The organism is Cyclobacteriaceae bacterium, from assembly GCA_025808415.1.
Classification (GTDB): Bacteria; Bacteroidota; Bacteroidia; order Cytophagales; family Cyclobacteriaceae; genus UBA2336.
Genome location: CP075525.1, coordinates 758,736 through 771,831 on the forward strand (window position 1 = coordinate 758,736; position 13,096 = coordinate 771,831).

Here is a 13,096-nt window from a genome sequence, read left to right on the forward strand (position 1 = left end):
AAACTGAAACACCATGAGTACTTCCAATAAACTAACACTACTGGTCCTGGCTGCAGGTATGGGCAGTCGCTATGGGGGCATCAAGCAAATTGATGGCTTTGGGCCAAGCGGAGAAACCATTATGGATTACTCCTTATATGATGCGGTGCGCGCTGGGTTTACTAAGGTGGTGTTTATTGTGCGAGAGGAAATACTGGAGACAGTAAAAGAAATTTTTTTACCGAAGCTGAAAGATAAGGTGGAAGTTGAATTTGTGATTCAGGCACTGGACACCCTGGTGCCTAAGGAATTTCAAAATGCGGAACGCCAGAAGCCGTGGGGAACGGGGCATGCCATGCTATGTGCTAAAAATGTTATTCATGAGCCCTTTGCAGTAATTAATGCCGATGATTTTTATGGGCCGGTGGCCTTTAAAAATGTGGCTAAATTTTTCAATACGCCCGATGGTGGCGCAGCAGGAGGCGTGCATACCCTGGTAGGGTATACCTTAAAAAATGTTTTATCCGATTACGGCAGTGTATCCCGCGGTGTGGGTGAGGAGGATGCCAACGGCTACCTGACTTCCGTAGTTGAACGAACCAATGTGGCCCGTGTTGATGGAAAAATTATTGCCAAAGAAGCAAGTGGTGATGTAGAGCTTAACCCCGAAGCAAAAACCTCTATGAACTTCTGGGGATTTCATCCTTCAATTTTTACGGCCACAGAACGGATGTTTCATGGTTTTTTAAAGAACAATGCCGGCAACATCAAAGCTGAATTTTTTATACCCCTGATTGCTAACGAACTGGTGAAATCCGGTGAAGGAAAAATTAAAGTAATTTCCGGAGGAGACATTTGGTTTGGTGTTACCTATAAAGAGGACAAAGAAGAGGTGTCCAGAAAAATCCGGGAACTGGTAGATAAAGGGGAGTATCCTCAGAAGCTTTGGTAGATCGTAGGTCTTCCGTTCCGATATCTATCATACACGCCTTTGGCATCCGTGAAGGTGTGCCCATTCAGCCTTTCGGTTCCGGTCACATTAACCGCACATTTAAAATTGATGATGGCGAGTTAAGTTTTGTACTTCAGCGTGTCAACCATCATGTATTTCGAATGCCTGAAATCATCGCGACTAATATCCGGTTAGCTTCCGACCATCTTAAAAAAAATCACCCAGACTACCTCTTTTTATCACCCCTTCCATCACAAACAGGACTTGACATGGTGTATGATGAGGAGGGATATCCGTGGCGGTTATTGCCCTATTTTAAAAATTCCATTACCATCAATGAAGTGGGAATACCCCTGGAGGCCTATGAGGCAGCGAGGGGTTTTGCGCAACTGGCAAAAAATCTATCCGGTTGCGATGTCAGTAAATTTAAACCCACGATCGATCGATTCCACGATTTAAACTGGCGCTTCGAACAATTTCAAGAGGCCTTAGCGGGTGCAAAACCTGATCGGTTAAAAAAAGCAACCGAAGCGATACAAGCATGTCAGGATTTTTCTTATCTGGTTGATGAATATAATAACCTAATTACCAATGGTTTTTTGAAACTGCGGGTAATGCACAACGACACGAAGATCAACAACATTCTTCTTGATTCACTAACGCGAAAAGTTATTTGTGTAATTGATTTAGATACTCTCATGCCCGGCTATTTTATTTTCGATCTGGGCGATATGGTCCGCACCTTTGTGAGCCCGGTGAGTGAAGAGGAGCAAGACTTAACTAAAATTATTTTCCGGAAAGATATTTACGATGCGCTGCTGCAAGGCTACTTATCGGAAATGAAAAGTGAGCTTAGTGAGAAGGAAATTCAAGCCATTCCTTTTGCAGGCTGTATGATGACGTACATTATGGCGTTGCGATTTCTGGCCGATTATTTAAAGGGTGATGTGTACTATACCACAACTTACGAAGGTCAAAACCTTAATCGTGCCTTAAACCAATTGAAGCTGGTAGAAATCCTTCGAAAGAATCCTCGCTAAAAAAGAAAAGCGCAACATAACGTCACGCTTTTCACCAATAGCCATCTCAAGAATAAGTTTAACCACTAAGGACACGAGGAACGCACAACGTTCACAGAGAAGAAGCCGCTGAAATGGTAGCGCTTTGTGGCCTTTGTGCAAACCTTTGTGTACTCTGCGGTTTCAATAATTTTATTTTTGAGATGGTTTCTAATAGTTATCTGTTAATTTAGAATTGCTCCAGGTTCGAAAAGAAAAAATTACCTTCAATCTCTGCGTTCGCGTCACTGTCCGAACCATGAATAGCATTGGCCTCAATAGACTTTGCAAATAGATTACGGATGGTGCCCGGTGCGGCTTTTTGCGGATCGGTTGCGCCAATCAGTTTGCGGAAATCCTCAACGGCATTTTCTTTTTCCAGTATCATCGGAACAATAGGGCCTGACGACATGTATGAACATAAGTCTTTAAAAAAAGGTCTTTCTTTATGGATCGCGTAAAATTGACCTGCCCGCTCAGGGGTTAATTGTGTCTTTTTCACCGCTACAATGCGAAAGCCCGCCTCTTCAATCATTTTGGTGATTGCCCCGGTATTTCCTGCGCTAACCGCATCGGGTTTTATCATGGTAAAAGTTCTGTTGGTTGCCATTTTTGTTTTATTTCTTTTGATTTCGGCTGCAAAAATAGAGGATTAAGCCATAGTGCATAGTTTACGTACGCTATTTTCAGCAGTTTTTGACCTTCCGGGTCAAATTCCATTTGACTATGGAGTATTTTCAGCATTTTTGCCCCTTGTTTTCAGGAACGGATGACACATCTTCAGCAGTTTAATGAGTTTTTGAGCAGTGCCCGGCAAGTGGTTATTGTAACACACCACAAGCCCGATGCCGATGCCCTGGGCTCCTCACTCGGGTTAGCAGCCTACCTGAAGAAAAAGGGACATAGCGTTTCGGTGATCACGCCAAGTGATTACCCATCATTTTTAAATTGGTTGCCCGGAAATGATGAGGTTATCATTTTTCATGATAGGATTGAAAATCAAATTGCCGAGCGGGTTGCTAAAGCCGAAATCATTTTTTGTCTTGATTTCTCCGCCTTAAGCCGTATCAATTCCATTGGTGAAATGATCCGTAAATCGAACGCTAAAAAAGTATTGATTGACCATCACCTTGAACCCGAAAAATTTGCCGACTTTGAACAATGGGATCCGAAGGCTGCCTCTACAGCCGGGCTGGTGTATGAACTTCTGATAGAGCTGGGTGATCGTGCGCAAATAGATGCCAACATTGCCGATTGTTTATATGCTGGTTTGTTAACGGATACCGGTGGCTTCAGGCATAACAATACCAGGCGCGAAGAATTTATGATTGCCTCCGATTTGGTATCGCTTGGGGCGAATCCGACCAAGGTTTCAAAACTCATTTATGATACGAATACCCTTGAGCGTTTACGGTTGATGGGGTATGTATTAAGTGAGAAGTTGGTGGTACTGCCGGAGTACAAGACGGCCTATATTACCCTGACCAAAGAAGAACTGGAAAAATTCGGATCACAATCAGGCGATACGGAAGGTTTTGTGAACTATGGGCTATCCATTGAAGGCATCCGTTTGTCGGTTATGATTTATCAGCGTAACGATGAAGTTAAGTTATCATTCCGGTCCCTCGGTGACTTTTCAGTAAACGAAATGGCACGAAAACATTTTAATGGCGGTGGCCATAAAAATGCATCAGGCGGTACTTCCCCCGTATCGCTTCAGGCCACCCTCGAAAACTTTTTGAAAATTTTACCGGAGTATAAGGAGAAACTATTAAGTGAAGTAAAATAAGTATTAACCAAATAAATCCAGATAAATGAAAATTCTAAATGTTGTTCTTGTTGTTGGCCTGGCGCTTCTTTTTTCATGCACAAGCAGTAATGAAAAAGAAACGCCCAGTGGGATGAAGTTTAAAATCGTAAAGAAGGGAGATGGTATACTGCCAAAGCCGGGTGAAGTGGTAGTGTTCCAGTTCCTTTTTAAAGATTCAAAGGATTCTGTGTGGGCACAAATGACTAAAGATATGCCCGCAGCCGTTTTAACAAACGACAGCTCAGCCATAGTATCGGAAGATGGCATGACCCAAATGCTTCGCATGGTTTCAAAAGGTGACAGTGTGATTGTAAGTATGCCCATCTCCCGGTTTTTTAAAGACCTGGTGAAGTCGCCCATGCCCCCGGATGTGGACAGCACCCTTACCCTTAGCTACCATATCCGGGTCGATTCCATTATGCAGCAAATGGATTTCATGGCCTATCAGCAGGAGATGATGAGCAAGTTCAGGGAAAAGCAGTTGGCCAAGGATATTGCCACCATCGATCAATACCTGGCGGATAACAAAATTGATGCGGTAAAAGTTGAGTCTGGACTTCGTTATGTGATTACCACCCCGGGTAAAGGAGAGAACGCTAAATCCGGTCAAACCGTAAAAGTGAATTATTCAGGCTATTTGCTGGATGGACAATATTTTGATTCCAGTGTTCAGACAGTGGCGGAGGCCAAGGGGATTTTCAATCCCATGCGTCCCTATGAGCCCTTTGAAGTAACCATTGATCAAACGGGTGTAATACAAGGCTGGCATGAAGCGTTAAAGTATCTGAACAAGGGTTCGAAAGGAACATTTTATATCCCTTCTTCCTTGGCGTACGGCCCGCAGCAACGCAGCGAGGTCATAAAGGAAAATTCGATTTTGGTTTTTGATTTGGAGTGTATGGAAATTAAATAATAAGGATTGATGACAATGAAACGATATTCATTTTTAGCTTTCTTAATTTTTGTTTCAATGTTAGCAGGTTGTTTAAAGGAATCGCCTTGCACCCGGGTAGTTTCACAAAGCCGGATTGACGCGTTGAATCAAACACGATTACAGCAGGATATCCAAACTATTGATTCGTATTTGGAGGATAATAGCATTACAGCCATTGCAGATCCATCGGGGATCAGGTATACGATTGATATTGAGGGTGATGGCGTTGAACCATGCTTAGAGTATACGATAACCGTAATGTACAAGGGGAAACTCTTGAGTACTGGTGCCCAGTTTGATGCTTCATCGTCCCCTGTTTCATTTCCGCTTTCAAATTTAATTTTGGGGTGGCAAGTGATCCTACCTAAAATTAAGGCTGGGTCACGCATTACTCTTTATTTACCTTCGGGTTTTGGGTATGGTTCAGCAGCTTCAGGTGCCATACCAGCTAATTCAAACCTTATTTTTGAGATTGACCTGATCAATTAGAGAATGGTTTCGTTGGTAGCTGCAACTAATAACCCGTACAAAATGCAAGAGATAGGGTCCATATTGGGCCCATCTTTTTTATTGCGCAGTTTAAAAGAAATTGGTTGCCGCGAAGAACTACCCGAGACACAGTCAACCATAGAAGGAAATGCCCTTCAAAAGGCACAGTATGTTTTCGATCATTACCATGTGCCTTGTTTCGCTGACGATACCGGACTTGAAGTGGATGCTTTGCGTGGCGAGCCGGGTGTTTATTCGGCCATGTATGCCGGTCCACAACGCAGTGCCGAGGGCAATATGAACCTGCTGCTTCAAAAACTTTTGGGGCATACTAACCGTGCAGCACAATTCCGCACAGTGATTGCTTTAGTTGAATCACAAGGCATTCAATTATTTGAAGGCATTGTACGGGGTGAAATATTAACGGAAAAAAGAGGCTCACAGGGATTTGGCTACGATCCGATATTCGTGCCTGAAAACTGTTCAAAATCATTTGCCGAAATGTCCATGGCTGAAAAAAACACGATGAGCCACCGGGCCCGCGCTGTTAAAAAGCTAGTGGATTATCTTCGGCAAACCTATGGCAGGTAATAAACCTTGTTTGTATTTTGTAGCCGCTAACCTACCATGAATAAACCTTATACCATTGGCATTACCGGAGGAAGTGGTTCGGGCAAAACCTATTTTTTGAAAAGCCTGGCTAATCGCTTTACTGAAGATGAGATTTGTTTTATTTCGCAGGATAATTACTACCACCCGCGCGAACGGCAAAAGGAAGATGGAAGGGGAATAAAAAATTTTGATTTGCCCGAAGCCATCGATCACGAGCAATTCCTCCATGACATAAAGTTGCTAAAAAAAGGTGAGGCACTGCATAAAACGGAATACACGTTTAATAATCCCAACGTTAAGCCTAAGCAACTTATTTTCAAACCGGCACCCGTGCTTATTGTTGAAGGTTTATTCGTTCAATATTTTCCCGAGATTGAGAAAGAGCTTGACCTGAGTATTTTCATAGAAGCAAAAGACTATGTTAAACTAACCAGGCGGATAAGGCGCGATAGCGAAGAGCGTGGCTATGACCTTGACGATGTTTTATACCGGTATCACCACCATGTAATGCCGGTGTACGAACGAATGATTGAGCCACTCAAGCACAATGCCGACCTGGTCATTCCGAATAATAGCCATTTTGAACGGGCCCTGGATATAATTATACTCGCTATTCAGGCTAAATTGCGCTGATTTTCAGTGCTTTATGATTTTTCTGTCGAGCACTTTCATTTTTAAGCCAATTCCCTACTTTTGTAGGCCTCAATGAAAAGCATGAAAAAAGCACGTTTTATAAGTTTAATACTGGGCATACTCATTGCCACGGTAATCGTGCTTTCACAAATTCTTTATGTCCCCACTACTAAAGTGGCGGATGTAAACCCGGAAACGGAACAGCAAAATCCGCTGCCTGAAGGTGAAAGTTTGTTAGTGCTATCATCGTATTCGCTGCCTTCAACGTCCACCTCGCTGTTGGTAAGCCACGACCTTTCCTTTATCCACGAAATACTTTTTGCTTCACAAAAGCCTGATGCTACCCCTTTTATACCTCAACTATCCGTAGGGAAATTATTCAAAGCGCTCTTTCAATTTATAATTTCCCCTAACGCACCCTGATTTTTCTAGTCTTTGTTTTAACCAATTCAGACTCGACCAGGACTGAAGTGATTTTTCTATTAACCTAAAGCTTGAACATAAAAACTAATTCAATATGCAAAACAAAGGATTTGTAATCGTACTAACCCTGATTGTTACAGCGCTCTGCCTGTATTACCTGTCGTTTACATTTGTTTCCAACAGCGTACAGCAAGATGCCATCGACTATGCAACTGACGCCAACGGGGTTATCGACCTCAACAAAAAGCAAACATACCTTGATTCGGTGTGGAGCAAGCCCGTGTATAATTTATTCGGGGTAGAATTTACGTACAAAGAAGTTAAGGACAACGAACTTAGCCGTGGTCTCGACTTGCAAGGTGGTATGCATGTTACCCTGGAGGTTTCTCCGGTTGACATTATTAAAGGTTTAAGTGGAAATAGCAAAGACTCAGCCTTTGTAAAAGCCTTAACGAAGGCACAAGTACGGGAAAAAAGCAGTCAGGAACGCTTTAGCGCATTATTCTTTGCAGCTTACCGCGAAGATAACCCGGGTGCTAAACTAGCCCCTGTGTTTTCCTCCACTACCACCCGTGGGCGCATCAGCCTCAATGATACAGATGAACAGGTGATTGCGGTGGTTAACGAAGAAATTGAGCGTGCCATTGATCGTTCGTACACGATTTTAAAAAATCGTATTGATCAATTTGGAACATCACAACCTAACATTCAGCGGTTACCGGGTACCGGCAGAATTCAGATTGAAATTCCTGGTGCCGATAACCCAGCACGGGTTCGTAAACTTTTACAAGGTGTTGCACGCCTTGAATTTTGGGATGTAATTGAACCGAATGATATTAACAGTTCATTAATGGCTATCAATTCGGCTCTTGTTAAAGAACAACAAGTTCAAGCGGCCAGAACAACAAGAACAGAACAGCCTGCCACTGAAACACCAGCAGAAACAGCCCAACCCGATGCACTATCCGAACTGGAGAAGCAACTTCAAACCGCTTCGGTTGGTGACACTACTCTTCAAAGTTTGGATTCCCTTCAAAACCTTGGTGTATCAGCACTTTTCGCAAAGAGCATACCTCAGGGAACTTTCCGTTATGCTATTAAGGATACTGCAGAGATCAATCGTATTTTCAGAAGAACAGAAATAAAAAGTTTACTACCTCGTAACGTAGGCGTTTATTGGGGCAATAAGCCCGATAAAGATTTCGGACCAACGGAAGGTCTGCAACTATATTTTCTTGACCTTGGCCGATCAGGCCAACCAAAACTTACCGGAGAAGTTATCAATGATGCCCGCCAGGATTTGGATGAATATGCGCGCCCATCGGTGAGCATGACTATGAACGCAGCGGGAACCCGTGTATGGGCAAAAATGACTGCTGAAGCAGCAAGCAAAACCCCACGGGGGCGTATTGCTATTGTGTTGGATAATGCCGTGTATTCTGCCCCGTTTGTTAACGGTGAAATTCCAAACGGAAACTCGCAGATTTCCGGAAACTTTACAGTAGATGAAGCAAAAGACCTGGCGAACATTTTAAAAGCCGGTTCATTGCCAGCCCCTACCAAAATTGTAGAGGAGGCCATTGTTGGCCCTACGTTGGGCAAGCTTGCTCAAAACCAGGGATTACTTTCATCGTTAAGCGGCCTGGCGCTGGTTGTCATTTTTATGATTGTTTATTATTCTAAAGGTGGCATAGTGGCAAACATTGCCTTGTTATTCAATATCTTTTTTATTCTGGGAATTCTCGCACAGTTGAATGCTTCATTAACCTTACCGGGTATTGCCGGTATCGTGCTTACCATTGGTATGGCGGTGGATGCCAACGTGTTGATTTTTGAACGCATTAAAGAAGAGATTGCACACGGACGAAAACTAAAGGATGCGATCCGGGTTGGCTATGAACGTGCCTTCTGGACTATCTTCGACTCCAACCTAACCACTTTGTTAACAGCATTCTTCCTGTTTATGTTAGGCCAGGGCCCGATTAAAGGGTTTGCCATCACATTGATGATCGGTATCCTCACCTCCTTCTTCACTGCGGTTTACGTTTCGCGTGTAATTGTTGAGTGGATGACGCGCAAAGGTGATGCCAGCAAGATATCGTTCGATTCATTCATCTCCCGTTTGGTTAAGAAGCGTAAGCACTTTGAGTTCGTTAAAAACAGCCGGTTAGCCTACATCACTTCTTCCGTTATCATCGTGTTGGGCTTAAGTCTTTTATTGGTTAAGGGATTAAACCTGGGTGTTGATTTTAAGGGAGGCCGTTCGTACGTGGTTAACTTCAGCAAGCCTGTGGTGGCTACTGATCTAAAAATCAGGTTAAGCCAAAGCTTTGAAAATGCGGGTACGGAAGTAAAGAATTACGGTTCAAACTCTTCCGTAAAAATTACTACATCATACCTGATTGATGACGACAGCGACATCGCAGATGATAAGGTGAAGCAAACGTTGATTGATGGACTGCAATCCATTACCGGTAAACAATACACCGATCAGGATTCTCAGCTTGATGACGTACATTTTGTTATTGCCAGTTCATCGAAAGTAGGCGCTACAGTAGCTGATGACATTAAGAACTCAGCCTGGGAGGCAAGCTTGTTTTCACTGGTAGGTATATTTGTTTACATCCTCATCCGCTTCCGCAAGTGGCAATACAGCGCGGGTGCCATTATCGCTACCATACACGACACGTTATTTGTATTTGCAGCCTTTTCCATTGCAGGATTTTTGGGATTAAGTTATGAAGTGGACCAGGTGTTCGTGGCCGCGATCCTTACCATTATAGGCTACTCTATCAACGATACGGTGATCATTTTCGACCGCATCCGTGAATACATTGGTTTTGGCGCCACCCATGATCGCGAAAAAATTGTAAACGATGCCATTAACGATACCCTTGCCCGTACCATTATTACGGCCGGCACCACCTTGTTGGTGGTAGTTGTGCTGCTCATTTTTGGCGGACAGGTACTTTCGGGCTTTGCCTTTGCGCTGTTTGTTGGGGTAGTTATCGGTACCTATTCATCGGTATTCATTGCAGCGCCAATTGTCATTGACCTCGACAAAAAGAAAGAGGTGGAGAAAAAGGAAGGCAAAAAAATTGCTGTTCCGGCCTAACTAGCTGACCGCTTCGTTAAAGCACTGGGTGTGAGTGTACTTCTCAAAACTCAGTGCTTTTTTTTATCAAGTGACAAATTGTTTTGACTAACGGTAAACCAAAAAGGTTGGGAATAATTTATTTGTCGTTAGTCCTTTCCACCCGTAACCCAACGGATAATACGCCACGTAATGTATCGGTGCGCATAAACTGTTCATAGTGTAAACTGTAGGTGCCCGGGTGTTTGAACCTATAAGCCATGAGTAATGGAAATTGATGCTCGAAGACATAGCCTAAGCCGCTGCTGCCAAGGGGTCGGCCGGTTTTGCGTTCAAAAAGAAATTCGGAAGCTAATTTTTTTTCAAGCTCGGTGCCAGCCGTATCGGTAAGGATATAGGTGAAGTAAATATTTGAATTCGGGTAATCCGATTCGTTGCGTAGGGTTAGGTATAAATTGTAGGGTTGATCGGCATCGGTAATTTTAAAGCTGAATGCCGGTTTATCAGAAACTGCCCAATAGCGTTTTTTGAAATCGTAATTTTGTTCGAAAACCCGTGCGCGGTCGCAGGCAAAACAAAAAATAAGAAGTGCAATAAATAAATACGAAATTCTCATCCCTGGTTTCGCTGTTGGTTGGGGTTACGCTTTTTATTTTTGCGTTTCTTGTTTTTCTTTTTTCCGGTACGCTGATATTTCTTGTCCAGGCGCTCCAGGTCGCTGTTCAGTGTTTGTACCGGAACCTTTACTTCCGCCACATCGGCTATAAGGGTGGCGGGTTTTTTGCCGGCTCGGTTCATTTCCAATACCTGGTTTACGCGATCCACATTAAGTGGGTACCAGGTATTTTCTTCACTAAAACCAAACCACATAATTTTTTTGAAGATGTCGGTTTTTTGAAGTTTGGCTTCACCTTGTTCGGTGAGCAGCGGGGTTTCAATTTTAGGTATATGCTGAAGTGCCTCCATGTAGGTTTCCAGCTCATAATTCAGGCAGCACTTCAAGCGGCCGCATTGCCCGGATAATTTGCTGGGGTTTAATGATAAATTCTGATACCGGGCTGCACTGGTGGCTACATTTTTGAAATCACCTAACCAGGTTGAACAACAAAGTTCGCGTCCGCAAACCCCTATGCCGCCTAACCTTCCTGCTTCCTGGCGCAAACTGATCTGGCGCATCTCCACGCGTATCTTAAATTCACCGGCAAGGATTTTTATAAGTTCACGAAAGTCTACACGGTCTTCGGCAGAATAGTAAAAAATTGCCTTGGTGTTGTCGGCCTGGTACTCAACATCCGAAAGCTTCATGTTTAATTTAAGGTCGCGGATAATTTCGCGGGTACGGTATAATGTCGGCAGTTCCCTCTTCTTTACCTCTTCAAACTTTTCCAGGTCTTTGGTGTGTGCCAGCCGGTATATTTTTTTGATCTCATTGTCGTTGGCGATTTTCTTTTTCTGCATTTGCAGGCGAACAAGCTCACCCTGCAACGAAACAAATCCTAAATGGTGGCCATTAGGGATTTCGACAATTACCGCATCGCCTGTGGTAAGGTTAAGGTTGTCAATATTCCGGTAGAAGTCTTTCCGCCCATTTTTAAAACGTACTTCCACAATATTGAAGGTATCCTGCCCGGGCAACTCCATGTTTGAGAGCCAATCAAATACATTCATTTTATTGCATCCGCCCGTTTTGCAGGCCCCGTTATTTTTACAACCGGCTACTTTCCCATCTTTAGATGTTCCGCACGCACAACCCATATTATAATTAATTGAAAGGCTGAATTGGGTGATTAACTGAAGAATCAGACGGATAATTCAGCAAATCCTGTCCGATATCTTTTCTGAAATATAAGCCATCCCAGGTAAGTTTGGCAACCCCTTGATAGGCTTTTTGCCGGGCCAACCCCAATTCGTTGGCCATGCCGGTTACGGCCAGCACACGACCACCATCAGTAGCCACCGCTTCACCTGACATTTTGGTGCCGGCATGAAAAACCAATGCGTCATTAGGCTGGTTAAGACCTTCTATAATCTTGCCTTTAGCATAGTCGCCCGGGTAACCACCCGAAACCATGACTACCGTAACCGCGGTTTGGTCATCGGTTTCAATACGTTTTCCATGGAGTTCGCCTTTCGCGGCAGCCAACAACAGGGGTACAAAATCATTTTTTATGCGTGGTAGTACTGCCTGGGTTTCCGGGTCGCCCATCCTCGCATTGTATTCAATTACAAAGGGGTTGCCCTGGCAATTCATTAGCCCGATAAATATAAAACCCCGGTAGTTTATACCTTCCTTTTGTAAGCCACTAATGGTTGGTTTTACGACTTCGTTTTCAACTTTTTGCATGAAGTCACTGTCGGCAAAAATCACAGGTGATACAGCGCCCATGCCTCCGGTATTCAGACCGGTATCGGCTTCGCCAATGCGTTTATAATCTTTTGCTTCCGGCAGTATGAGGTAATCGGTGCCATCGGTAAGCACAAAAACGGAAAGTTCAATACCGGACAAAAATTCTTCGACCAATACTTTTGCACTGGCTTCACCAAATTTTTTCTCTACCAACATTTCTGTCATTAGCTGCCGTGCTTCTAGTTTATCGTTTGTTATGATAACGCCCTTACCTGCTGCCAGGCCATCAGCTTTGAGCACAAGGGGCGGTTTACAAGCGTCCAGGTATGCCAGGGCTTCATTAATTTCAGGTGCTGTAAAGGTGCGTGCTTTAGCTGTTGGAATGTGGTGGCGCAGCATGAATTGTTTCGAGAAATCTTTACTGCCCTCCAACTGCGCTCCAATTTTACCTGGGCCAACCACGGGAATGGATTTCAGCTTATCATGTTGTTCAAAATAATCACGAATACCTTTTACCAGTGGTGCTTCCGGGCCAACTACTACCAAACCTATTTGGTGATCGAGACAAAACGTTGCCAGGTTTTCAAAGTCATCAACGGCAATGGCTACATTTTGTGCCATTGAACCTGTACCTGCGTTGCCCGGGGCAACATATAAGTTGTTGCAGTAAGGGCTTTGCTTAATCTTCCAGGCAAATGCATGTTCGCGGCCACCATTTCCAATAATCAGGATGTTCATACGGGGTAAAAAATAAAAGGCCTCAAA

13 protein-coding genes are annotated in these 13,096 nt (G+C 43.8%); 9 read left to right on the plus strand and 4 right to left on the minus strand.

Translation table 11 applies throughout. The features are described from left to right. Positions 1 to 13 precede the first annotated feature (13 nt). A complete protein-coding gene (locus KIT51_03520) occupies positions 14 to 931 on the plus strand; it encodes a nucleotidyltransferase (GenBank protein UYN87354.1) in 918 nt (305 codons plus the stop codon). After that, on the plus strand, positions 925 to 1,971 hold the full coding sequence (locus KIT51_03525; protein ID UYN87355.1) for an aminoglycoside phosphotransferase family protein: 1,047 nt from the start codon (positions 925 to 927) through the stop codon (positions 1,969 to 1,971). Before KIT51_03520 ends, KIT51_03525 begins: the two co-directional genes overlap by 7 nt. Before the next feature lie 208 nt (positions 1,972 to 2,179). Here the strand turns inward: KIT51_03525 and KIT51_03530 are convergent, their stop codons facing one another. Beyond that, positions 2,180 to 2,599: a nucleoside-diphosphate kinase gene (locus tag KIT51_03530; GenBank protein UYN87356.1), complete on the minus strand. Its 420-nt coding sequence runs from the start codon at positions 2,597 to 2,599 to the stop codon at positions 2,180 to 2,182. Between the two features lie 159 nt (positions 2,600 to 2,758). Between KIT51_03530 and KIT51_03535 the strand changes: the two genes are divergently transcribed. The 7 genes from KIT51_03535 to secDF all read left to right on the plus strand — a co-directional run bounded on the left by KIT51_03535 (position 2,759) and on the right by secDF (position 10,005). After that, complete coding sequence (locus tag KIT51_03535) at positions 2,759 to 3,778, plus strand: bifunctional oligoribonuclease/PAP phosphatase NrnA (GenBank protein ID UYN87357.1); 1,020 nt, start codon at positions 2,759 to 2,761, stop codon at positions 3,776 to 3,778. Between the two features lie 25 nt (positions 3,779 to 3,803). Then, positions 3,804 to 4,712 carry an FKBP-type peptidyl-prolyl cis-trans isomerase gene (locus KIT51_03540; protein UYN87358.1) on the plus strand — a complete coding sequence of 303 codons (909 nt, stop codon included), beginning with the start codon at positions 3,804 to 3,806 and terminating at the stop codon, positions 4,710 to 4,712. A 57-nt stretch (positions 4,713 to 4,769) separates the two neighbouring features. Continuing rightward, on the plus strand, positions 4,770 to 5,222 hold the full coding sequence (locus KIT51_03545; GenBank protein ID UYN87359.1) for an FKBP-type peptidyl-prolyl cis-trans isomerase: 453 nt from the start codon (positions 4,770 to 4,772) through the stop codon (positions 5,220 to 5,222). 3 nt (positions 5,223 to 5,225) lie between these two features. Beyond that, entirely contained in the window at positions 5,226 to 5,813 is a 588-nt protein-coding gene (gene rdgB, locus KIT51_03550) for an RdgB/HAM1 family non-canonical purine NTP pyrophosphatase (GenBank protein UYN87360.1), read from the plus strand. Between the two features lie 36 nt (positions 5,814 to 5,849). After that, positions 5,850 to 6,467, plus strand: a complete 618-nt coding sequence (locus KIT51_03555; GenBank protein ID UYN87361.1) for a uridine kinase — start codon at positions 5,850 to 5,852, stop codon at positions 6,465 to 6,467. 81 nt (positions 6,468 to 6,548) lie between these two features. Continuing rightward, complete coding sequence (locus KIT51_03560; protein UYN87362.1) at positions 6,549 to 6,890, plus strand: hypothetical protein; 342 nt, start codon at positions 6,549 to 6,551, stop codon at positions 6,888 to 6,890. 94 nt (positions 6,891 to 6,984) lie between these two features. Beyond that, positions 6,985 to 10,005 (plus strand): protein translocase subunit SecDF, encoded by a 3,021-nt coding sequence (secDF, locus tag KIT51_03565; protein UYN87363.1) that lies wholly within the window; start codon positions 6,985 to 6,987, stop codon positions 10,003 to 10,005. A gap of 118 nt (positions 10,006 to 10,123) precedes the next feature. Here secDF and KIT51_03570 read toward each other — a convergent pair whose 3' ends face one another. From KIT51_03570 to purD, 3 genes are read right to left on the minus strand one after another with little or no spacing between them, the layout of a single operon-like run. Next, on the minus strand, positions 10,124 to 10,600 hold the full coding sequence (locus KIT51_03570) for a gliding motility lipoprotein GldH (protein UYN87364.1): 477 nt from the start codon (positions 10,598 to 10,600) through the stop codon (positions 10,124 to 10,126). Continuing rightward, on the minus strand, positions 10,597 to 11,739 hold the full coding sequence (locus KIT51_03575; GenBank protein ID UYN87365.1) for a Signal peptidase-like protein: 1,143 nt from the start codon (positions 11,737 to 11,739) through the stop codon (positions 10,597 to 10,599). Before KIT51_03575 ends, KIT51_03570 begins: the two co-directional genes overlap by 4 nt. Before the next feature lie 7 nt (positions 11,740 to 11,746). Then, a complete protein-coding gene (gene purD / locus KIT51_03580; GenBank protein UYN87366.1) occupies positions 11,747 to 13,069 on the minus strand; it encodes a phosphoribosylamine--glycine ligase in 1,323 nt (440 codons plus the stop codon). Positions 13,070 to 13,096: the final 27 nt, after the last annotated feature.

Bases quoted from the DNA above. Each gene is read 5' to 3' on its own strand.
- KIT51_03520 (UYN87354.1), top strand. From the start codon at position 14: ATGAGTACTTCCAATAAACTAACACTACTGGTCCTGGCTGCAGGTATG.
- KIT51_03530 (UYN87356.1), bottom strand. From the start codon at position 2,599: ATGGCAACCAACAGAACTTTTACCATGATAAAACCCGATGCGGTTAGC.
- KIT51_03535 (UYN87357.1), top strand. From the start codon at position 2,759: ATGACACATCTTCAGCAGTTTAATGAGTTTTTGAGCAGTGCCCGGCAA.
- KIT51_03540 (UYN87358.1), top strand. From the start codon at position 3,804: ATGAAAATTCTAAATGTTGTTCTTGTTGTTGGCCTGGCGCTTCTTTTT.
- KIT51_03545 (UYN87359.1), top strand. From the start codon at position 4,770: ATGTTAGCAGGTTGTTTAAAGGAATCGCCTTGCACCCGGGTAGTTTCA.
- rdgB (UYN87360.1), top strand. From the start codon at position 5,226: ATGGTTTCGTTGGTAGCTGCAACTAATAACCCGTACAAAATGCAAGAG.
- KIT51_03555 (UYN87361.1), top strand. From the start codon at position 5,850: ATGAATAAACCTTATACCATTGGCATTACCGGAGGAAGTGGTTCGGGC.
- KIT51_03560 (UYN87362.1), top strand. From the start codon at position 6,549: ATGAAAAAAGCACGTTTTATAAGTTTAATACTGGGCATACTCATTGCC.
- secDF (UYN87363.1), top strand. From the start codon at position 6,985: ATGCAAAACAAAGGATTTGTAATCGTACTAACCCTGATTGTTACAGCG.
- KIT51_03570 (UYN87364.1), bottom strand. From the start codon at position 10,600: ATGAGAATTTCGTATTTATTTATTGCACTTCTTATTTTTTGTTTTGCC.
- KIT51_03575 (UYN87365.1), bottom strand. From the start codon at position 11,739: ATGGGTTGTGCGTGCGGAACATCTAAAGATGGGAAAGTAGCCGGTTGT.
- purD (UYN87366.1), bottom strand. From the start codon at position 13,069: ATGAACATCCTGATTATTGGAAATGGTGGCCGCGAACATGCATTTGCC.